The following is a 21,656-nucleotide window of genomic DNA, read 5'->3' as shown; positions in this document are numbered from 1 at the left end:
AAGGCGCCGTCATGGCCCGTCTCATCCTGCTGCTGAACTGCGGCTCCTCCTCGATCAAGTACCAGGTGATCGACGCCGACACCGAGGACGTCGTGGCCACCGGCCTGGTGCAGAAGGTGGGCCAGGACTCGGTCGGCACCCTCGACCACACCGTCGATGCGGGTGAGTTCCACGTCGACCAGCACTTCGCCGACCACACCGAGGCGCTGGCCACCGTGATGGAGCAGTTCCGTGCGCACGGCCCGAACCTGGACGAGGTGATCGCCGTCGGCCACCGCACCGTCCACGGGGGACGCACCTTCAAGCACACCACCCCGGTCACCCCCGCCGTGGTCGACAAACTGATCGACCTCTACGGGGTGGCCCCCCTGCACAACCCGGCGGCCGTCGCCGGCATCCAGGGGGCGCAGGTGGCACTGCCCGACGTGCCGCACGTGGCCATCTTCGACACCTCGTTCTTCGCCGACATGCCGGCCGAGGCCTACACCTACGCCCTGCCCACCGACCTGGTCGAGGAACTCGGCATCCGCAAGTACGGCTTCCACGGCACCAGTCATGACTTCGTCAGCACCACCGCTGCCGAGTTCCTGGGCAGGAGCCGCGACGAGCTCAAGCTCATCGTGCTGCACCTGGGCAATGGCGCGTCGGCCTCGGCCGTCGACCAGGGACGCCCGATCGAGACGTCCATGGGCCTGACCCCGCTGCAGGGACTGGTGATGGGCACCCGCAGCGGCGACATCGACCCCGGCCTGGTGGCCTACCTGGCCCGCAAGAAGGGCTGGGACATCAGCCAGATCGACGACGTGCTGAACAAGAAGTCGGGCATGTTGGGCATGACCGGCAAGATCGACATGCGTGAGGTCAAGGCGCTGGTCGACGCCGGCGACGAGCGCGCAGCGCTGGGGGTGGACGTCTACGTGCACCGCCTGGTCAGCTACATCGGCAGCTACGCCGCCCTGATGGGGGGCCTGGACGCGCTGGTGTTCACCGCTGGCGTGGGCGAGAACGCCGACTGGATCCGCGCCCGCGTCGTGGAGCGCCTGGCCCCGTTCGGGGTGGCCCTGGACCCTGCGGCGAACGCCGTCCGCTCCAAGGACCCCCGGGCCATCACGACGGCCTCGTCGAAGGTCCCGGTGCTGGTCGTGCCCACCAATGAGGAGCTGGCCATGGCGCGGCAGGTGGTCGCCACCATCGGCGATTGAGATACGGCTATCGTCGTGTCATGGGAACCGAGGCACAGGCAGAACTGCATGACGTGATCGCCGACACCTACCGCGCGCTGGTCGCCGACCAGACCGAGGTGACGGCGCTGGGGTGCCTGCTCGGCGGTGGCGACGCCACCACCGCCACGCTCAGCGTGCAGACCGGCGTGCACGAGGTGAGGGCCATGCTGGCCCGCGGCGCCGAGCACATCGTCGAGGACGAGGGTGCCCTGCTCGAGATGCGGTGGAACCCACGCGCCCACCAACGCCACGACGCGACCACCCTTCCCGAGGCCCTGGCCACCGTCGGGCTGAGCGGTGATGACGCCGTCGAGGCGGTGTTGGCCGCGCTGCAGTACCTGGTCGAGGAGGGCACCCTGGACGAGGTCGCCCCCGGCGGCGTCCGGGCCGTGCTGATCAACGGTGACACCGATCGTGACACCACCAGCGACCTGGTGGCGGCGCTCAACAACCCGGTGCGTGCCGCCGAATGGGAAGAGGCCTACGAGCGCTTCCGTGACGACCTCGACGACCTGTGAGCCTCACAACGGTGGCGTGATCTCGAACTGCTGACCGAAGGCCGTCCGCGACTCCACGGTCAGCTGCTGCTCGCCGTCGTCGGCGTCGGGGTCGTCGAGGGCGTGGGTCAGTCGAACGATCCGCAGCTGGGCGTCCGACCAGAAGGTCACCGGCGCCAGCACCGGGCCACCGCCGTGCTCGTAGTCGTGGTCGTCGCCATCGCCGGGCTCGTGGTCGTCTTCGCCGTGGCCGTGCTCGTCCTCGCCGTGGCCGTGGTCGTGGTTCTCCTGGTTCTGGTAGCCCTTCACGTCCATCACGCCGGCAAAGCGGTGCCCGTGCTCGTCGGCACCCTGGTAGGTGACCTGGGTGAGCATGTCGGTGAAGATCTCGACCTTGTCCCCCTCACCGCCGAACAGGATCACGCCGGCCGCGAGCTGCCAGGTGCCATCGGTCTTGAGCATTGCTGGTCGCCGATGGTGATCAGCTCACGGTCGGTGCCGCCCAGCACGGCGTGCGCGTGCGACCGCCAGCTGCCTGCGTCGTCGCGTTCGCGCACCTGCACCGTCCGGGTACCGCCCTGGTCCGGCATCTCGACGGTCAGCTTGTAGGAGTGTTGGGCAGCATTGACCGTCTTGACCCGGGCGACGAACTGGTCGGTCGGCACCACGCCACGGCGGAACGCGAACTCCCCGGGGGCAGCCGTCTCGACCCGCGGGGTCTCGACGCTGAACTTCGGGTCGGGCTGTTGACCGCAGGCGGCGACCAGCCAGGCCAGGGGAACCACGGCCAGGAGGCCACGACGCTTCACCGAAGGTGCTCCTTGGTCGAGCATGAGGGGGATGCGCCGCTGGGCGCACCACGCAAACTACCCGGGTGGGGGTCACCGGGGCCTCTGGATGGGCCGAATCCCGCGAGGTCTCGAGATCTTGTAAGTTGGGGCCCATGGCAACTGCATTGGTGACCGGCGCAACTGCCGGAATCGGTCACGCGTTCGTGCGACATCTCGCGGCTCGCGGCTACGACCTGGTTCTGGTGGCCCGGGACATCGAGCGGATGACCGCGCTGAAGGGTGAGCTCGAACGCCAGTACGGCGTCTCAGCCGAGGTGTTCGCGGCAGACCTGTCCGTCGCTGCCGACGTCACCCGGGTCGCCGACCGCCTCGAATCGGTCGAGTCCCCCGTCGACATGCTCGTCAACAACGCCGGCTTCGGGCTGCACGCCGACCTGCTGGACAAGTCCAAGCTCGACCTGCAGAGACGGGCCTTCGACGTGATGGTGTGGGCCGTCCTGGAACTGAGCGCCGCCGCAGGCCGCGCCATGAAGAGCCGGGGGCAGGGCAACATCATCAACGTCGCGTCCACCTCGGCGTGGATCATGAGTGGCAACTACTCCGCCATCAAGTCGTGGGTGCTGACCTTCTCGGAGGCGCTGGCCGCCGAACTGTACGACACCGGCATCAAGGTGACCGCCCTGTGCCCCGGGTGGGTGCACACCGAGTTCCACGACCGTGCCCAGATCAAGAAGACCAACCTGCCCGAGATCGTCTGGGTCGACATCGACGTGCTCGTCAGCGAGGCGCTGCGGGACAATGACAAGAACAAGTTGGTCTCCATCCCGACGCTGAAGTGGAAGCTGGCCATCGCCGTGGCCACCTACGGCCCGAAGGGATTCATCCGTTGGTTCAGCCGTCGGCTGTCGTCCAGTCGTCGCAAGAAGTGATGTGTGATGGGGCGATCTGACGAGCAGGCCACCAGGACCAGCGACGAACGCAGCAGCAAGTACAACAACCCGCTGCAGGCAGCGGCCCGGCGGGCCACCAGGATGTTGCTGGTCAAGCCCTACGTGTGGCGCATCCTGAACGTCTCGGTGCACGGCGTCGAGAACCTGGACGACTGCCCCGACACCTTCGTCGCCGTCGGCAACCATTCCAGCCACTTCGACACGCCACTGGTCTTCGGGTCGTTGCCGCCGCGCCTGGCCCGGTACCTGTCCGCGGGTGCCGCCGCCGACTTCTGGTTCACCAACTGGTGGAAGTCGGCGTCGGTCTCGCACCTGTTCAACGCCTTTCCGGTGGAACGCCGCGCCAAGAAGTCACCGGAGGAACGTGCCCTGGAGAAGGCCAGGAAGGCTGCCGGGGCCCCGGAGTCCCCCGAGGACATCAAGGCCAAGCGCAAGGCCGCCTCCCACCGGGGGCTCGCCGCCGCGCTGCTCAGCGACGGCGTCCCGATCCTGCTGTTCCCCGAGGGTGGGCGCACCTACAACGGCGCGATGGGCGTGTTCACCCCCGGGGCTGCCGGGCTGGCCATCAGCCGTGCCGTGCCGATCGTCCCCTTCGCCATCGTCGGCGGGTTCGCCGCCTGGCCGCCGCACCAGAAGGGCATGCCAAAGGGGCGCCCGCCGGTCCACGTCGTCTACGGACACCCGATGCGCCCCAACCCGGGCGAGATCACCCACCACTTCAACGAGCGCGTGCGCCGCAAGATCATCGAACTGCACGACTCAACGGCCCGTGCCTACGGGATGAAGACCATGGCTGAGTACGCCCGAGCGGTCGCGATCGAGAAGTCGCGGGCCAGGAACGAGGAGACCAAGTGACCGGCGTCAAGAACCAGAAGTGGTGGGGGTGGGGCGACGAGGGCGTCGCCTTCTCCATCGGCAACAAGCCCAAGTTCAAGCCCTTCGTCCTGGACGTCATGGACGTCGACCTCGACGCGATCCCGGTCAAGCGACCCCAGTTCGACGAGCTGACGGTGCCGGCCAGCGAACTCAGTGACGACCTGCGGGCACGCCTGGTCGAGGCAGCCGGCGAGGCCAACGTCTTCCTCGACGACGAGGTCCGGGTGGCCCACTGCTACGGCAAGGGCGTGCGTGACCTGGTGCGGCTGCGCCAGAACATCCTGGGACGCATCCCCGACGTGGTCGTCTACCCCGGCACCGAGGACGAGGTGGTCGCGATCGTCGACGCCGTCATCGCAGCCGACGGGGTGCTCATTCCCTACGGCGGCGGCTCCAACATCGTTGCCGCGCTGGAGGCCGTGCCCGGTGAGACCCGTCAGGTCGTCTCGATGGACATGGGACGGCTGAACAAGGTGCTCGAGATCGACGAGGTCTCGGGGCTGGCCCGCATCCAGGCCGGCACCTACGGGCCAGACATGGAAAAGCAGCTCAACGCCCGCGGCTGGACCCTGGGCCACTTCCCCGACTCGTTCCTCTGGTCGACCGTCGGCGGGTGGGTGGCGACCCGTTCCTCGGGCAACCAGTCCGACAAGTACGGCGACATCGCCGACATCACCCGCGGCATGCGCGTGGTGCTGCCCTCGGCAACCGCGACCGACCGGGTGCCCGGCCAGTGCACCCAGGTGCTGCACCTCAACCCGCTGCCCTCGTCCTCGTCGGGTCCCAGCGTGCGCGAGATGCTCATTGGCTCCGAGGGACGTCTGGGCGTCATCACCGAGGTCTCGATGAACGTGCACCGTCTGGCCGAGCACAAGGAGATCCAGGCCTACTTCTTCCCCGACTACGCCTCGGGCCTGAAGGCTGCCGAAGAGATCTGCCACTCCGACGCCTCACCGGTGATGGTGCGGGTCTCCGACGCCAACGAGACCCGGTTCTCGATGGCGAACAGCTCCGGCGGCAAGTCCACGGTCAGCAAGTACGTGAACAAGGCCGTCGAGAAGGTCATGGTCGCCAAGGGCTGGGACCTCAATGAGATCTGCCTGAGCTTCATCGGTTTCGAGGGTTCGGCGGTCAACGTCCGCTTCCAGAAGGGGCTGGTCGCCAAGATCGTGCGCAAGTGGGGCGGCATGGGCGTCGGCAAGGGCCCCGGCTCGATGTATGACGAGAAGAAGTTCGACATCCCCTACATCCGTGACTTCCTGCTCGACCGCGGCATTCCCGCCGACGTGTCCGAGACGACGTCGACCTGGGCCAATGCGTTGACCATGCACGATGAGACCGTCCAGCGCGCCCAGGAGGCCTTCGACGCCACCGGCCACAAGGGCTTCATCATGTGCCACATCTCGCACAGCTACCGCATCGGTGCCTGCCAGTACTTCACCTTCGCCGTGGCCGACAACAACCCCGACACCGTGCTGGAGACCTACGACGCGGTCAAGCAGGCCGTGCAGCAGTCGTTCATGGACCACCACGGCACCGTCAGCCATCACCATGGGGTCGGCGAGGAGCACTCCCCGTGGATGGCCCAGGACATCTCCGAGGCCGGGGTGCACGTCCAGAAGGTGCTCTTCGAGGGCGTGGACCCGGGCCACAACCTGAACCCGGGCAAGATCATCCACGACGGCCTGCCGGGGGTGTCCAGCAACTCCCAGCAGCCGGGAGCGTAGGACGCGGGGCCGGGCAGCGAGCACAACCCCCCTGTCTTGAGGGGGCCCGTCTCCCACTCGTGCGCTGCCGCAGGCACGCACGACCACCCCGCCTCCCACGTGTGCGCTGCTGCAGGCACGCACGACCACCCGGTCTCCCACTTGTGCGTCGCAGCTCGTTCTTGTGCGCTCCTGCAGCACCGCACAGGGCCGCACAGCGACGCACAGGCGCAGGATTGGGACGCCGTCGCTGAGCAGCGCGGCGGCCTAGGCTGGGTTCGAGGCCGACACTCCGGCGTGACCCACCCGGCTTGTCCGGCCTGTGAGTCATCCACAGGGGCAGTCTCGCGGGCCCCAGTTGTCCACAGCTGGACGACTGGCTCTGGTGTCCGATGGCACCCCTTGACATCGTCGAGGCATGCTGCCTCTGACCACCCGGGCCGAACTCCTGCTGCAGGGTTACGACGATGACGAGATCCGCCGACGCGTGAAGGCCGGGACGCTGCAACGATTGTTCCGTGGCGTCTACTCGAGTGCCGACCCGGATGCCGGTGACCCCGGCACTGAAGAACAACACCTGCTTCACGCCCGCGCCGCCGCCCGGGTCGGGGACCCCTCCCTCGTGTTCAGCCATGTCACTGCTGCAGTCGCACACGGCCTTCCCGTCCCCCGCGCCTCACTCGCCCACGTCCACATGATCAAACCCGACGGGACGGGCGGTAGCCACGTGGAGGGAGTCCGACTGACGCGCACCTCGCTCCTGCCCCACGAAGTCACCGACGTCAAGGGAATGGCGGTCACCTCGGTGGCGCGGACGCTTGCAGACCTCGGCCGCACCGTGGCACCAGGCTGGGCGTTGGCAGCTCACGACCAGGCATTCCGGCAGTTGCTCAGCACGCCGGCAGGTGTGCAGGAGACGCTCGTTCGGATGCGGGGCATCCCCGGCGTCCGCAATGCGCGTCGGGTGCTGGAGTCCAGTGACCCACGTGCCGAGAGCCCTGCGGAGTCACTCAGCAGGATGGTGTTCATCGAGGCGGGTCTGGCGCCGGATGCGCTGCAGAAGGAGTTCCACCACGCCGAGGGCACCGACCGGGTCGACTTCTGGTGGGCAGACGGCGTCGTCGGTGAGTTCGACGGCCAAGCGAAGTACCACGCGAACGCCCACAGTGGCCAGACTCCTGGGAAGATCGTCTGGCTCGAGAAGCGCAGGGAGGACCGGCTCCGGCGGTTGGGCCTGATCGTGGTTCGATGGGTCTGGGACGACTTGATCCGTCGACCCGAGGTGGTCATCGGCTGGCTGCAGCAGGCGCTTCGTGAAGCAAGGAAGCGCAACCAGTACTTGGGCGCTTCCTGAGCCCGCGTGTGAACACCGCCCCTTCACGCGCTTGTGCGTCGGACCTCGCGCTCATGCGGACCTGCAGCAACGCACATCCCCGAAGAGCGACGCACAAGCTGGATGTGGAGACTCGTACGCGCCCGCAGCGACGCACAAGCTGGATGTGGAGACTCGTACGCGCCCGCAGCGACGCACACGCTGGATGTGGAGACTCGTGCACATCTGCCGCGTCCCGCCTGGTGCGCCACCACCGGAGCCTGCGTTCGGCCGCGCCCAACGGTGGACCGCTAGATTTGGTCGCGTGATCCAGATCAGGCAGCTCCAGGCGTCCGAGTACCTGGCGTTCATCAACCGCGTCTCGGCGCCGGGCAGTGACTTCGCCACCACCGTCAGCTTCCTGCAGACCCCGGCGTGGGCCAAGGTGAAGCCCGAGTGGATGCCGGAGCTGTTGGGCTGGTTCGACGGCTCCCAACTCATTGGCGTGGGGCTTGTGCTGTACCGGCAGCTGCCCCGGCTCAAGCGCTACCTGGCCTACCTGCCAGAAGGCCCCGTCCTTGACTGGGGGCGCCGCGACGTCCCCGAACTGCTCGACGCCCTGGTCGGCCACGCTCGAAAGCAGGGTGCCTTCGCGGTGCGCATCGGTCCCACCCTGGTGCACCACCGCTGGCACACCGAGACCATCAAGGCCGCCATCGCCGACCCGGCCATCACCACCCTGGCCGAGGTCACCCCGGACGAGACGGCCAATGCCGCCACCCGGCTCGCGAACACCCTCACCCACCTGCGCTGGCGCGCCCCCCGCGACGCCGAGGGGTTCACCGCCGGCCAGCCGCAGTACAACTTCCAGTTGCCGCTGACCGACCGGACGGCCGAGGGCCACCCGCCGCTCACCGCCGAGGCGGTGCTGGCCGGGATGAACCAGCAGTGGCGCCGCAACATCAAGAAGGCCGACAAGGCCGGGGTGCAGGTGCGCCAGGGCACCCGCGCCGACCTGGCCGACTTCCACCGGGTCTATCTCGAGACGGCCGAGCGCGACGGTTTCACCGGACGTCCGCTGGGCTACTTCGAGACCATGTGGGACGCGCTGCGCGGTGAAGACGAGCAGCGCATGACGTTGTACCTGGCCCACCACGAGGGCGACCTGGTCGCGGCCACCACCTACGTCCAGGTCGGACGCCACGCCTGGTACTCCTACGGCGCCTCCACCAACGCCAAGCGTGAGGTGCGCGGCTCGAACCGCATCCAGTGGCAGATGATCACCGACGCGCTGGCCGCCGGCGCCGAGGTCTACGACCTGCGCGGCATCACCCCTGCCGTCGCCGAGGACCACCCCGAGATCGGCCTGATCCAGTTCAAGGTCGGCACCGGGGGGCAGGCCGTCAGCTATGTCGGTGAGTGGGACAAGCCGATCAACCCCGTCCTCTACCGAGCCTTCATGGCCTACATGGAACGGCGCAAGTGATGAGCCTCACCCTGCACCTGGACACCCGCGCCTGGCGCGAGCACCTGCAGACCGTCCGCCACGACGTCCCCGGGCTGGTCCCCGTGGCCAAGGGCAATGGCTACGGCTTCGGCCTGCGCAGGCTGGCCGCCGAGGCCCTGCTGCTCGACCTGGACACGCTCGCCGTCGGCACCTCCGCGGAGGTGGCCGAGGTGCGCGCCGGCGGCTGGGACCGTGACATCGTGGTGCTGACCCCCTGGTCACGCCACGACCCCGTCGCCGTCGACCTGTTGGCTGACCCGCTGGTGATCACCACCGTCAGCCGCCTCGACGACCTGGCCGACATCGGCACCCGGGCACCGCAGGCGCGCATCCTGTGCGAACTGCTCACCTCCATGTGCCGCCACGGCCTGGCCCGTCGCGACCTGACCAAGCTGCGCGGCCTGACCCACGACCTGCAGTTCGAGGGCTGGACGATCCACCTGCCGATGCGGGGCGCCGACCTGCTCGCCGAGGCCCGCGACCTGGCCCAGGCCGCCACCGCCACGATCGGGGCGCCGGTCTGGCTCAGCCACCTGCCGCCGGCCGACTACACCCGGCTGCGCGCCGAACTCAACGTCGAGTCCCGGCTGCGAATGGGCACCCCGCTGTGGCTCGGTGCCCCCGACAGTCGCCGCATCACCGCCCGGGTGCTGGATGTGCACCCCGTCCGGCGCGGGCAGCACATCGGTTACTGGCAGCGTCGCGCCCCCAAGGACGGTTGGGTGGTCGTCGTCTCCGGTGGCACCGCCAACGGTGTGGCCCTCAGTGCCCCCACCGCGGCCGCGACCCTGCGGCAGCGGCTGGTGACGGTGGCCTCCGGCGCCCTGGACGCGTCGGGTCACGCGCTGAGCCCCTACACCATCGCCGGCCGCAAACGGATGTTCGTCGAGCCGCCGCACATGCAGTCCAGCCTGGTCTTCCTGCCCGGGGCCGGGAGCGTGGCCCTCGGTGACGAGGTGCCCGTCGAACTGCGACTGACCACCGCGACCGTCGACCAGGTCATCGACGACAACTAGTCCCCGGCGCCAGCACGGTAGAATGCCGTGAGTTCTGGCCCCCAGTCTTCAGGAAGAGGCAGCCCATGGCACGACCTTCTGCGCGGACGAGTCTCATGCGCGCCGGACTCGCAGCGTGGGACATGGCCTCCTGGGCTCTGGCGACCACGTTCATGGTGGCCGAGCGCTACAACTTCCACGTCCTCACCTCGGCCGAACGCACCGTCATCTACCAGTACGCCGTGGTGGCGATGCTGCTGCAGGTGGTCATCGGTTTCATCACCAAGCTCTACCGCGGCCGCCACACCGTCGGCAGCTTCGACGAGGCCGTCAACATTGCCGCGGTCACCATCATCATTGGTGCCGGACTGCTGGGCTACTTCTACTTCTTCGCGCCGCCGGGCTACCCGCGCGGGGTGACACTGCTGGTGCCCTTCGGCGCCGTCGTGCTGATGACGGCGGCCCGATTCGTCGTGCGCACCATCTTCAGTTCCCTCAACTCCTCGACCCGTGACAAGGCCGACAACATCATCGTCTACGGCGCTGGCAACGCCGGTCAGCAGCTGTCCCGGCTGCTGGCCTACGACCCCGACGCGCCCTACCGCATCGTGGGCTTCGTCGACGACGACCGCGACAAGCGTCACCTGCGCATCAATGGCGCGCCGGTGCTGGGCACCGGCGAGGACCTGGTCAAGATGGCCCAACGCCACGGCGTCCAGACCGTGGTGGTGGCGATCCCCACTGCCAAGCGTGACCTGATGCGCCGCGTGTCCGAGGCCACCGAGCCCCAGGGCATGAAGGTGCTGGTGATGCCGAACACCCGGGAGCTGATCAACGGGCAGGTGCAGCTCAACCAGCTCCACCAGCTGGACGTCGCCGACCTGCTGGGCCGTTCGCAGATCAAGACCGACCTGAGCGAGATCGCCGGGTACCTCAGCGGACGGGTGGTGCTGGTCACCGGCGCCGGCGGTTCGATCGGCTCGGAGATCGCCCGCCAGGTGCACAAGTTCGGGCCCAAGGAACTGGTCATGCTCGACCGCGACGAGTCGCTGCTGCACGGCGTCCAGCTGTCGATCTACAAGCAGGGCCTGCTGGACACCCCCAACATGGTGTTGTGCGACATCCGCGACGAGGCGGCCCTGGACAAGGTCTTCGCCCAACATCGTCCCGACGTCGTCTTCCACGCCGCCGCCCTGAAGCACCTGCCGATGCTGGAGCAGTACCCGCTGGAGGGCTGGAAGACCAACGTGGAGGGTTCGGCGAACCTGCTGCGGATGGCCGAGAAGTACGAGGTCTCCCGCTTCGTGAACGTGTCCACCGACAAGGCCGCCGACGCCACCTCGGTGCTCGGCAAGACCAAGCGCATCGCCGAGGAGCTGACGGCCTTCTACGCCCAGAAGACCGGACGCACCTACCTGAGCGTGCGGTTCGGCAACGTGCTGGGGTCGCGGGGTTCGATGCTGCACGCCTTCACCAACCAGATCGAGCAGGGCGGGCCGATCACGGTCACCCACCCCGACATCACCCGCTACTTCATGACCATCCCCGAGGCCTGCGAGCTGGTCATCCAGGCCGGTGCCATCGGTGAGCCCGGTGACGTGCTGGTGCTGGACATGGGTGAGCCCGTGAAGATCCTGGACGTGGCCAAGGGCCTGATCGCCCGGTCCGGCAAGGACATCAAGATCGTCTTCACCGGTCTGCGCCCCAACGAGAAGATGCACGAGGTGCTGTTCAGCGGGGACGAGGCGGCGCGACCCACCACCCACCCGATGATCGAGCGGGTGCACGTGCCGGCACTGGACCCGGCCAGGCTCGAGGGCGTGGACGGCTCGGACCCGTCGGCCATGGGCGTGCTGACGGCCCAGTCGAACGCCGAGGCCGCCCGGGTGGAGAACCTGGCCCAGGCCGGGCTCGACGCGTCGGGTGAACCGCTCAGCCAGCGGTCCTGACCGGGGACGGCAGCAGTGAGCGGGTCAGCGCCACCAGCGCCTCGGCCTGCTCCTCGAAGGTGAAGTGCTGCTCCAGGTGGGCGCGCCCCGCCGTCCCCAGACGCCGGCAGCCGTCCGGGTCCTGCAGCAGGTCGACCATGGCGGCGACCGTGGCGTCCTCGCTCTCGGAGTCCACGAATCGTCCCCCGGCCGGGAACATCGTGCGCCATCCCTCGAAGTCGCTGGCCAGGAAGGGCACACCGCCGGCCATGTACTCGAAGAGCTTGGTGGGCAGGCTGTTCACGTAGTTCGGCAGCGGTGCCAGCAGGATCAGTCCCAGCTGGGCGCTGGCCACGACCGCCGGAATGCCGGTGGGCTCCAGCAGCCCCAGGTACTGGATCACCTCACCGTCGGCCTCGCGTTGCAGGGTCGCGGCGGCCTCGCCCCGGGCGCGGCCGGCCAGCACCAGGTGGGCGGTGGGCACCTGCTCCCGCACCCGTCGGGTGGCCGCGATCATCAGGCCCAGTCGGCGTTCCTCGGTGAGGTCACCGACATAGACCATCCGGCCGGGAACCGGCTGGGGGGCGGCGGCGAAGTCCGAGAGCCACGGATAGTTGCGGACCACGGTGACATTGGAGTTGGTGAAGCCGGCGGCCACCTCCGGGGTGGCCGCGACGATGGCATCCATGCCCCTGTCGGCCCAGCCGACCAACACCTTGGCGGCGATCCGGGCGAACGGCTTCAGCTGGGGGTGCAGGTAGCGCTTGGTCTCGATCTGCTTGACCAGGTCCTCGTGGGCGTCGTAGATGGTGTGGGCACCGTGCGTCCGGGCCCACAGCCAGGCCATCGGCACCAGCTCGGGGTCATGGATGTGGACCAGACCGGGCCGCAGGCGGCGCAGCAGCCGCCAGGCCTTGAACTGGCTGCCGGTGAGCCGGGCCAGGCGCTGGCGGGGCCGCGGCAGCGAGTAGACCGGGAAGGCGCCGTGGGCCTCGTCGGTGGGGCACTGGATGGCCAGCCCTACGTCGATGCCGGCCCGGGCCAGTCCCAGGGTCTCCTTGTTGCGGACCCGGTTGTCGTGGCTGTGGTGCACCGTGGACAGGTGCAGGACCTGCACGTGCTCGGGCAGGTCCTGGGCCGGGGTGGCGGCCGATGGGGGCTGGGGCTGGGTCATCACTGCATGTCACTATAGGCGGCGAGCACCCGAGGGTGACCCTGCGGTCGGCGGGTGACCCTATCGGGCGGTGACGAATCTGAACTCGACGGTGGCCTCGGGGCTGACGGCCCTGATGATGCCGCCGTAGAAAGATTGTGCCTGCTCCTGCAAGAGGGACACGTTGTCGTTGATGTGCTTGTCCTTGGCCTGGTCGTCGAGGATCCGGGCGATCATGGCGGTGGTGTCGATCTCGGGGGTGACCCAGCTGAGGATGCCGTTGTCCTCGATCGCGGTCTTGAAGGTGTGCTCGCTTGACCCGATGAAGATGAACTCCGGGATCATCACCCGGTAGCTGTTCTCGCCGGTCGCTTCCACGGTCACGTCGCTGCCGTCGATGCCCAGCATGGCCTTGTAGGTGTACTGCAGGAAGATGGTGCGGCCCGTCCCGGGGACGTCCTTGCCCAGGATGGTCCTGCGGGTGTTCTCCTCGGCCAGCCCCTGGACGCCCAGGCTCAGCAACACCACCTTCTCCTGCCGCTGCACGGCGTGGACCACCTGGGTGTTGCTCGACTCGTTGGGGTCCGCGAACGGGTCCAGGGAGTGCGGCAGTCGTCCCGACCATCCCAACGCCAGCACGGCCATGAGCGCGAGCACCAGGGCCCCCGCGACCATCTTCCATGCCTTCATGACTGCCCCCTCGCGCTCAGGATAACTGACGGTCCGTGCCCACTAGAGTGACTGTGAGCCAACCCTGGAGGAAATGTGCGCGTTCTCTACATCGACCACTACGCGGGCTCACCGACGCTGGGCATGGAGTTCCGGCCGCACCTGATGGCCCAGGAATGGGCCAAGCTCGGGGTGCGGACGACGATCCTGGCCGGTTCCTACAGCCATTTACGCAAGGTCAACCCGACGGTGGAACGCACCGGTGAGGTGCAGGTCATCGACGGTGTGCCGTTCCGGTTCATCCGGACCCGCGCCTACCAGGGCAACGGCGCCCAGCGGGTGGTCAGCATGGCCGAGTTCGTCGGCAAGGGTCTGCGCGACGCCACCCGGATCGCTCACGCCACCCTGCCGGACGCGGTGATCGCGTCGTCCACCTACCCCTTCGACACCTACCTCGCCCAGAAGGTGGCCAGGCTCACCGGCGCCCGACTGGTGCACGAGATCCACGACCTGTGGCCGCTGACCCCCCAGGAACTGGGGGGCTACTCCGACCGGCACCCGTTCATCGCCACCATGGCCCGGGCGGAACGTTCCGCCTACGAGAACTCCGACGTGATCGTCTCGATCCTGCCGAACGCCGAGGAGCACGTCCGCAGCCTGGGCATCGACACCCGCGTGGTCAACGTCCCCAACGGTGTCCAGCTCGACGGCGAGCATGCGGCCGGCGACGAGCAGGTGCTGGCATTGGTGAAGAAGCTGCAGGCCAGCGGCCACGACGTCATCGGGTACGCCGGTGGGCTGTCGGTCTCCAATGCCATGGACGACCTGGTCAGGGCCATGGCCGAGCTGCGCCAGGAGCCCATCTCGGCGGTCATCGTCGGCGACGGCAAGGACCGGGCCGACCTGGAGGCGCTGGTCGCCTCACTGGACCTGGGCAACGTGTACTTCACCGGTTCGATCCCGAAGGCCGCCGTGCACAGCACCCTGGCGGCCATGGACGGCCTCTACATCGGCTCAGAGAAGTCGCGGCTCTACCGTTACGGGTTCAGCGCCAACAAGATCTTCGACTACATGCTGACCGGGGTGCCGATCATCGACGCCCTCGACTCCGAGCACACTCCCCTGCGCTACGCCGACTGCTCGGTGACGGCGCGGGCGAAGGACCCGGTCGACATTGCCCGCGCCATCCGTGAGGTGGTCAACCTGGATGCCACCCAGCGGGTGGAGATCCGCGCCAAGGAGACGTCCTTCGTCCGGGAGCACCATGCCTACGACAAGCTGGCCGCAACCTTCCTGGCTGCCCTGAAGGGCTGACGATCCGGAGCCGGCGACGTCCCGCCGGCACCGACACCACTCAACGGAGCAGCCAGCGCTCCCGTTCGGCCCGAAGGTTCGCAGCGGCTTGCCGCGCCCACAACTCCTGTCCTACCTCGGTGCGGAACAGGGGCTCCAGTCCCAGCAGATGGTCGAGCACCTGCACCCGACCCAGCCTCCATTGGTCATCGTCCACATGGGCGAAGTCAGAGCGCACATCACGGACGTAGACGTCATAGCGTCCGGGACGCAGGCCCAGGATGGACAGGTCGGCATCGACCAGGTGCGCCCCGCTGGCGTCGTCGGGGTGCGGGTCGTGGGTGCGGGTCAGCCGCACCAACCGGGCCACCTCGTCCACCTCGTCGACGGGCAGCACCCGGGCCAGCAGTGTCTCGGCGAGCTGGGCGGACTGCTCCTCGTCGTCGGGGCTGCCCTGGTAGACCGCGTCATGGAACCAGGCCGCCAACCGCAGCAGCCGGCCGTCCGGGCCCGCCCCGAGCAGGTCGAGCGCGTGCAGCACCTGGTGCAGGTGGCGGACGTCGTGGTAGTACCGGTGCGGTTCGGTCCAGCGTTCGACCAACTCGGCCCCGAGCGCCTCGTGACCGGGCAGCAGGGCCTGCCAGGACTCCCCCAACCGCTGCAGCGCCACGCCGCGCTTGGGGGTGCGTTCGGAGGTGCGCATCCGCAGACCGGAGGCGATCAGCCGACGCACCAACTCCGAGGCCGGCACCAGCGCTGCCCCACGAGCGATCAGGTCATCGTGGCGTGACAGGGGGACGTCGTAATGATCATGGTCGAAGGCCCGCTCGGGCAGCCCGGCGGAGGACGCGAAGGCGTGCAGTTCGGACAGGGAGGTGTCGGACACCAGATGGCTGAACACCGTCCCGTGCGCCGGCCACACCGGCGGGTCGATCAGGATCATCAGGTGCTGCTCAGGCCTGCCCGTCGCCAATCACGAAGCGGGTGACGCCGGGCCAGTTGGCCGCGGTGGTCATGTTGCGACCGTCGACCAGCACCTGGATGCCGGGAAGCGACGCGGACGTCAGTTCCTGGTACTCCGGGTGATCGGCCTGGATGACGGCGCCGTCGACGGGCTGGCCCATCTCGTAGGCGGTGAAACCGAACGTGGCGAGCTCCTCGGCGGTGAACATGGGGTCGTGCACCAGGGTCTCGGCGCCACGGGCCACCAGCGCTGCGACGGCGGGGAAGACGCCCGAGAAGGCGGTCTCCTTGACCTTGCCGCGGTACGAGGCTCCCAGCACGACGACACGCTTGCCGGCCAGGTCACCGCCGAAGCCGTCCTCGAGCTTGCTGATGGTGTGCTCGGGCATGGTCATGTTCGCCTCGCGGGCGGTGCGCACGATGGTGGCGTCCGGGTCGGTGTACAGGTACAGCCGCGGGTAGACCGGGATGCAGTGGCCACCGACGGCGATGCCGGGACGGTGGATGTGACTGAAGGGCTGGCTGTTGGAGGCCTCGATCACCTTGAAGACGTCGATGCCGTTCTTCTCGGCGAACTTGCCGAACTGGTTGGCCAGCCCGATGTTGACGTCGCGGTAGGTGGTCTCGGCGAGCTTGGCCATCTCAGCTGCCTCGGCGCTGCCAAGGTCCCACACGCCGTTGGTCCGGGGGGCCAGGTCGGGGCGTTCGTCGAAGTCCAGCACCTGCTGGTAGAACTCCACGCCCTTGGCGGCGCCCTCATCCGAGAGGCCACCGACCAGCTTCGGGTACTTGCGCAGGTCCTCGAACACCCGGCCGGTGAGCACCCGCTCGGGGCTGAAGATCAGGTGGAAGTCGGTGCCCTCGCTCAGCCCCGAGATCTCTTCGATCATCGGCTTCCAGCGGTTGCGGGTGGTGCCGACCGGCAGGGTGGTCTCGTAGCTGACCAGGGTGCCGGGGGTGATGTGCTCACTGAAGCTGCGGGTCGCGGCCTCCATCCAGCCGAAGTCGGGCTGCCAGGTCTCGTCGTTGACGAACAGCGGCACCACGATGACGATGGCGTCCACCCCGGGAATGGCCTCGGCGTAGTCCGTCGTGGCGCGCAGCTTGCCGGCGGGCACCAACTCGGACAGCTTCTGCTGCAGGTGTGCCTCGCCGGGGAAGGGCTGATTGCCGGCGTTGACCGTGTCGACGACCGTCTGCTGGACGTCGATGCCGATGACCTCATGGCCCTTGTCGGCAAACTGCACAGCCAGTGGCAGGCCGATCTTGCCCAGGGCGACAACAGCGATCTTCATTCGGCACTCCTTGTGCGGGTGGTATGAGCGAACTCAGCCTACCGTGGGGGTGCACGGCGGCGTTCGTGGGCTTCGAACACGGTACTGCCAGTTCGACACCGGTAGACGTTGGTCGAGGCGGCAGCAGCGTGTTCGACGCCGCGTCAGCGAGCACATCGGAGCGATCAATCAGCGTTGTCCACAGGTCAGCGTGCCCGGCCCGTCGTCGTCCACAGGTCGCTGGCCCGTCCTCGGATTACCCTCTGCGGACGGTCAGGATGCAGTCATGACCACACTGATCGGCTGGGCCGACCTCAAGCAACAGGGCTACGCACCGTCAGAGATTCGTCGAATGCTCCGGACCGGAACCCTGGTGCGCCTGCATCGAGGGACGTACGCATGGAGCCACCTCAGCACCGAGCCTGCCGCCCATCCCGAAAACCACCGTCACCTGATGCTGACCCAGGCGGTGGTGCGATCGGCCACCACACCAGTCGTGGTGGGACACACCTCGGCTGCCGTCGTCCACGGCCTTCCGGTCCAGCGCAAGAGGCTGTCACACGTCAACCTCATCCAGCCCGGACGCCCGGGCGGCGGCAACCGGCCCGGGATCCGAGTGACCACTGCCTCGTTGACACCGGCGGACCTCACCACGGTGAACGCACTCACGGTGACCTCCGTTGCCCGAACGATCGTCGACCTCGGGCGCGATGCGGACCCGGGATGGGCCCTGGCCGCCGCCGACCTCGCCTTGTCCGACGGGATGTGTGCGCTGGACGAGATGCACGCGGCCCTTGACCGTGCCGGCGGAATCCCGGGGGTGCGGGCCGCGCGTCGGGTCATCGGTGTGGCAGACGAGCGCTCGGAAAGCCCGGGTGAGTCGCTGAGCCGTTGGCTGCTCGTCAACGCGGGGCTGGCACCAGACGATGTGCAGAAGGAGTTCCCCCACGCCGCAGGAATCGACCGCGTCGACTTCTGGTGGGACGTGGGCGTCGTCGGTGAGTTCGATGGCAGGGGCAAGTACCAGTCGAACGCTCGGCCCGGGATGACACCTGAGGAGGTGGTGTGGCGCGAGAAACTGCGCGAGGACAGGCTGCGGCGTCGTGGCCTGTGCGTCGTCCGATGGACCTGGGACGACCTGCTGCGCCGGCCCGGCGCGATCGTGGCCTGGCTGAGGACCGCGCTTGCCGACGCTTCGAACAGGATGGGTGCGCCTCGACCAGGCTAGACCGTGGTCGAAGGCGCACCGCCGTGGTCGAAGGCGCACCGCCGTGGTCGAAGCGATCTGCTGGCGACCTGAACCGGGGGTGCCCGGTCTCAGGCCATCAGCTTCCAGTCCTGCGTTCCACTCATGACGCGCCGCGCGGCGTCCCATCTGCCACCCAGGTTCTTGTAGGCATAGACAGTGCCGTCGAGTCGCTGGCCGATCAGGTCGAACTTCTTGTCACCGGTGAAGTCGCCGGGGCTGAAGGCGCGGGCGAACGTGTTCCAGCCATGCCCGACCTGGCGTCCCGACCCGATGGTGCCCGAGGCGGTGCCCAGGTAGACCCACAGCGTGCCGTCATTGCGGATGGCCAGCACGTCACCGCGACCGTCACCCGAGAAGTCACCGACGCCCAGGATCTGGCGCATACCGTTCCAGCGCCACCCGATCTGGGCGATGCCGGTCAACCCGCTGGGGGTCAGGGTGTAGCGGAACAGGGCCCCGTCGCTGGCACGGCGCGCCACCACGTACTGGGTCGAGCCGCCGGTCAGGCTGCCAACCGGGACGATCTGGTCCATCCCGCCCCAGTTCTTGCCGGCCTGCTGTCCCGACGACAGCCAGCCGTAGCCGGTGCCGTGATGGATCCACAGGGAGTGGTCGCTGCCACGGCGGGCGAGCACGTCGGAGCGGCGGTCGCCGTTGATGTCGGCGATCTGGGCGAGGTGGGTCTTGTCGTCCCAGCCGGTGTCGACCTGGCCCTGGTAGCGGAAGGTACCGGTGGCCGTGCCGGCGTAGAACTGCAACCGGCCCTGGCCGTCCACCCCGTAGACGTCGGCCAGGCCTTCGCCGGTGTGGTCGCCGGTCATGCCGGTGACCTTGGGCTGCGTGCGGGGCGGCTCGATCAGGGCGGCGTTGAAGTTCACGCTGTAGCTGACCGTGGGGCTCGTCCTGCCGGAGATCACCGAGGACAGCGCGACGGTGTGCGTCCCACGGGCCACGTCGACATTGGACAGGCTCCAGCGTCCCGTGCTGCCGACGGTGGCCGAACCGACGCGGGTGCCGTCGATCCGCACGGTCACCGACGATCCCGGTTGGCCGACACCCGAGATGCTGGTCGGGCCGGGCACGTAGTCGTCGCCCTCGGCGTGGGAGCCCAGTTGCGGAGCGTAGGAAGCGGACGCCGGCAGATTCCAGCGGTACAGGGAGCCCTCGTCCTTGACGAAGTAGAGCGCATTGCCGACCTTGACCATGTCGGTGATGCCGCTCTCGGCCAGGGTGGTCTTCGCGAACGTCTCGGGGTTGATGGCCACCAGGTCGCCGCCAGCGGCGGCGTAGAGGATGCCGTTGTGGAACTGCAGGGAGTAGTCATTGCCGTACCACCCGGCGTTGCCGGTGAAGATCGGCTCGGTGCGCAGCAGGGTGAGCTTGCCGGCCCCGTCAACGCTCACCTGGAACAGGTTGGCGCCGGCGATGCCCCAGACGGTGCCGTCGTGGGGGTTGGTGGTCAACCCGTTGATCCAGGTCACCTTCCCCTCGAAGGACGGCACCAGGCGGTCGATGACGGCCCCGGTGGTCGGGTTGACGGTGAACACCTGCGCCCGCAGGGTGGTGGGGTCGTAGCCGGTGCCGCCGTGGATCGAGCTGCCGGCCACCAGGATGGATCCCTTGGACAGCAGCGAGACGACGCTCTGGTCGCCGACGGGGTTGCGGATCACCTGGGCCGGTGCGCCGGGACGCCAGAACGACAGCGCCCCGCCGCTGGTGTTCTTGTTGGCGACGGTTCCGATGGCCATGCGCCGGTTGCCGACGTCGGCGAACGCGAAGGGACGCTCCTGGCTCGGCGACAGCACATGGAAGAAGGGGTTCTGCGACTGGTCGTCGGCGGCCGCGGTCCGCGGATCGTAGGTCACCGACTGGGAGGTGTCGTGGACGAAGATGCGTCCCCCGGGGTAGCCGCCGGCGAACAGCTTGCTGCCCTGGCTGCCGAAGGCCTCGATCTGGGGGACGCCGAGGATCTCGTCAAAGGTGTTGGTGTCGGGGTCGTAGGTGCGCAGGCCGGTGGGGTTCTGCATGCCACCCAGGTAGACCTTGCCGTCGGGCCCGGCGCCCAGCGACCGGATGGCGCTGGGGGCACCGACCACCATGGCGGTCAGCGACATGGAGTGCGGCTGGCTGATGCTGGTGCGGGTCGGGTCGTGGGACATGTCGTAGGCCCACAGGCTGCCGGTCGCACCCGCTGCGGCCAAGGTCGGCTCAGGGTAGTTGGCACCGGGCAGGGCGATCCAGGCCCAGTCACGCACCGACGGCTGGGCACTGTACCCACTGCGGACCAGCGACAGGTCCGACAGCGACAGCCGTCCGATGCCGAAGTTGGCACGCTGCAGGTAGATGTACTTCCCGCTGGGGTCGACGGGCGAGACCTCACCGGAGGAGACGTTGGTGACCACGGTGCTCGAGAACCGACGGGTGGTGGTGTCGTAGAAGTACATGTTGTTCGACGTCTGGGTCCAGACGGTCAACCACTTGCCGCGGCGCTCCAGCCCCATCACCTGCTCGTTGGTGCCGGTCCCGGTGGACGGGATGGTGATCGAGCTGAACTGCTTCGTGCTGCGGTTGTAGGCGGCCAGTCGTCCGGTGCCCAGCGAGCCGACGTAGACGGTGGTGGCGTCGGCGGCGATGGAACGGGCGTAGATCTCACCCTTGTTGGGCACGCCGAGCTTCACCGCTGACGAACCGGTCCACTGCCACAGGGCACCCGACGGGTAGGTACCGACGAAGATGGCGCCATCGGGGGCAGCACTCATCGACCAGACGGTGTCGCGTCCGAACGGGGAGCCGTGGTCCTTGAGCGTGCTGGTGCCCGTCGTCCAGCTGTACAACCGGGCACCGGTGGCGGTGTTGACCGCGAAGGTGACGGTGCGTCCGACCACGACCAGGCCCCAGGCGTCGATGCCCTCCGGCACCCGGGCCATGAACACCCGGTCACCGGTGACCACGTCAATGACCTGGAAGTTGGCGGTCACCTGGGCGTTGCCGGAGGTGACGAAGTAGGCCAGGTGACGGCCCGAGGCGTCCTTGCCGAAACCGGTGACCGGCGACAGCACGCGACCACCGCCCACCTCACCGACCTGGGCTCCGGTGCCGAACACGGATGGACCGGCTGTCAGCGCGGGCGCCGGCAGCGGTGAGCCGGCCAAGAGGCCGATTGAGAGACACAGGGATACCAACAGGGCGAGGGCGCGACGCATGAAAAAAACTCCGAGGGGATGAGGGGAACCGCCCTTTGAGGGTAATCGACCGTGCTGGGGCAATCCT

At 68.3% G+C, this 21,656-nt stretch carries 18 protein-coding genes; 11 read left to right on the top strand and 7 right to left on the bottom strand.

Annotation, left to right across the window (positions count from 1 at the left end; all coding sequences use genetic code 11):
• Positions 1-11 precede the first annotated feature (11 nt).
• Together IPV09_RS10935 and IPV09_RS10930 are read left to right on the top strand one after the other, a co-directional pair.
• Positions 12-1,202 carry an acetate/propionate family kinase gene (locus tag IPV09_RS10935; protein WP_207475285.1) on the top strand — a complete coding sequence of 397 codons (1,191 nt, stop codon included), beginning with the start codon at positions 12-14 and terminating at the stop codon, positions 1,200-1,202.
• A 20-nt stretch (positions 1,203-1,222) separates the two neighbouring features.
• The gene (locus IPV09_RS10930) at positions 1,223-1,741 is read left to right on the top strand and encodes a hypothetical protein (RefSeq protein ID WP_207475284.1); all 519 of its coding nucleotides are present in this window, start codon (positions 1,223-1,225) and stop codon (positions 1,739-1,741) included.
• 3 nt (positions 1,742-1,744) lie between these two features.
• On the opposite strand, the gene IPV09_RS10925 is transcribed toward IPV09_RS10930, so the two are convergent.
• Both IPV09_RS10925 and IPV09_RS10920 read right to left on the bottom strand, forming a co-directional pair.
• Entirely contained in the window at positions 1,745-2,182 is a 438-nt protein-coding gene (locus tag IPV09_RS10925; RefSeq protein WP_207475283.1) for a hypothetical protein, read from the bottom strand.
• Positions 2,140-2,529 (bottom strand): hypothetical protein, encoded by a 390-nt coding sequence (locus IPV09_RS10920; protein WP_207475282.1) that lies wholly within the window; start codon positions 2,527-2,529, stop codon positions 2,140-2,142. Before IPV09_RS10920 ends, IPV09_RS10925 begins: the two co-directional genes overlap by 43 nt.
• Positions 2,530-2,663: 134 nt before the next feature.
• Here IPV09_RS10920 and IPV09_RS10915 point away from each other — a divergent pair, with 134 nt between their 5' ends.
• The 7 genes from IPV09_RS10915 (at position 2,664) to IPV09_RS10885 (ending at position 11,806) form a co-directional block, all read left to right on the top strand.
• Complete coding sequence (locus IPV09_RS10915; protein ID WP_207475281.1) at positions 2,664-3,440, top strand: SDR family oxidoreductase; 777 nt, start codon at positions 2,664-2,666, stop codon at positions 3,438-3,440.
• 6 nt (positions 3,441-3,446) lie between these two features.
• Positions 3,447-4,316: a lysophospholipid acyltransferase family protein gene (locus tag IPV09_RS10910; protein ID WP_242681530.1), complete on the top strand. Its 870-nt coding sequence runs from the start codon at positions 3,447-3,449 to the stop codon at positions 4,314-4,316.
• Positions 4,313-6,064, top strand: coding sequence for an FAD-binding oxidoreductase (locus IPV09_RS10905; RefSeq protein WP_207475279.1), 1,752 nt, complete (start codon positions 4,313-4,315; stop codon positions 6,062-6,064). The genes IPV09_RS10910 and IPV09_RS10905 overlap by 4 nt, the downstream gene beginning before the upstream one ends.
• A gap of 397 nt (positions 6,065-6,461) precedes the next feature.
• Complete coding sequence (locus IPV09_RS10900; protein WP_207475278.1) at positions 6,462-7,397, top strand: type IV toxin-antitoxin system AbiEi family antitoxin domain-containing protein; 936 nt, start codon at positions 6,462-6,464, stop codon at positions 7,395-7,397.
• Positions 7,398-7,680: 283 nt separating this feature from the next.
• Positions 7,681-8,841 (top strand): lipid II:glycine glycyltransferase FemX, encoded by a 1,161-nt coding sequence (locus IPV09_RS10895; protein WP_370590294.1) that lies wholly within the window; start codon positions 7,681-7,683, stop codon positions 8,839-8,841.
• Positions 8,841-9,878 (top strand): alanine racemase, encoded by a 1,038-nt coding sequence (locus IPV09_RS10890; RefSeq protein ID WP_207475276.1) that lies wholly within the window; start codon positions 8,841-8,843, stop codon positions 9,876-9,878. Before IPV09_RS10895 ends, IPV09_RS10890 begins: the two co-directional genes overlap by 1 nt.
• 65 nt (positions 9,879-9,943) lie before the next feature.
• On the top strand, positions 9,944-11,806 hold the full coding sequence (locus IPV09_RS10885; protein ID WP_207475275.1) for a nucleoside-diphosphate sugar epimerase/dehydratase: 1,863 nt from the start codon (positions 9,944-9,946) through the stop codon (positions 11,804-11,806).
• Here the strand turns inward: IPV09_RS10885 and IPV09_RS10880 are convergent.
• Positions 11,790-12,959 carry a glycosyltransferase gene (locus IPV09_RS10880; protein WP_207475274.1) on the bottom strand — a complete coding sequence of 390 codons (1,170 nt, stop codon included), beginning with the start codon at positions 12,957-12,959 and terminating at the stop codon, positions 11,790-11,792. The two genes, IPV09_RS10885 and IPV09_RS10880, sit on opposite strands and share 17 nt — an antisense overlap.
• Positions 12,960-13,019: 60 nt before the next feature.
• The gene (locus tag IPV09_RS10875; protein WP_207475273.1) at positions 13,020-13,628 is read right to left on the bottom strand and encodes a hypothetical protein; all 609 of its coding nucleotides are present in this window, start codon (positions 13,626-13,628) and stop codon (positions 13,020-13,022) included.
• Between the two features lie 75 nt (positions 13,629-13,703).
• On the opposite strand from IPV09_RS10875, the gene IPV09_RS10870 reads away from it, so the two are divergent.
• Positions 13,704-14,921, top strand: a complete 1,218-nt coding sequence (locus tag IPV09_RS10870; RefSeq protein WP_207475272.1) for a glycosyltransferase family 4 protein — start codon at positions 13,704-13,706, stop codon at positions 14,919-14,921.
• A 40-nt stretch (positions 14,922-14,961) separates the two neighbouring features.
• On the opposite strand, the gene IPV09_RS10865 is transcribed toward IPV09_RS10870, so the two are convergent.
• Both IPV09_RS10865 and IPV09_RS10860 read right to left on the bottom strand, forming a co-directional pair.
• On the bottom strand, positions 14,962-15,843 hold the full coding sequence (locus IPV09_RS10865) for a DUF4031 domain-containing protein (protein WP_207475271.1): 882 nt from the start codon (positions 15,841-15,843) through the stop codon (positions 14,962-14,964).
• Between the two features lie 10 nt (positions 15,844-15,853).
• Positions 15,854-17,158 (bottom strand): nucleotide sugar dehydrogenase, encoded by a 1,305-nt coding sequence (locus tag IPV09_RS10860; protein WP_207475270.1) that lies wholly within the window; start codon positions 17,156-17,158, stop codon positions 15,854-15,856.
• A gap of 265 nt (positions 17,159-17,423) precedes the next feature.
• Between IPV09_RS10860 and IPV09_RS10855 the strand changes: the two genes are divergently transcribed.
• Entirely contained in the window at positions 17,424-18,365 is a 942-nt protein-coding gene (locus IPV09_RS10855) for a type IV toxin-antitoxin system AbiEi family antitoxin domain-containing protein (protein ID WP_207475269.1), read from the top strand.
• Between the two features lie 89 nt (positions 18,366-18,454).
• Here IPV09_RS10855 and IPV09_RS14690 read toward each other — a convergent pair whose 3' ends face one another.
• Positions 18,455-21,490: a VCBS repeat-containing protein gene (locus IPV09_RS14690; protein WP_207475268.1), complete on the bottom strand. Its 3,036-nt coding sequence runs from the start codon at positions 21,488-21,490 to the stop codon at positions 18,455-18,457.
• Positions 21,491-21,656: the final 166 nt, after the last annotated feature.

Source organism: Tessaracoccus sp. SD287 (assembly GCF_017355265.1).
In the GTDB taxonomy this organism is placed as follows: domain Bacteria; phylum Actinomycetota; class Actinomycetes; order Propionibacteriales; family Propionibacteriaceae; genus Aestuariimicrobium.
Note: the sequence above shows the minus strand (reverse complement) of the source record. Positions and strands in the feature narration are given on the sequence as shown.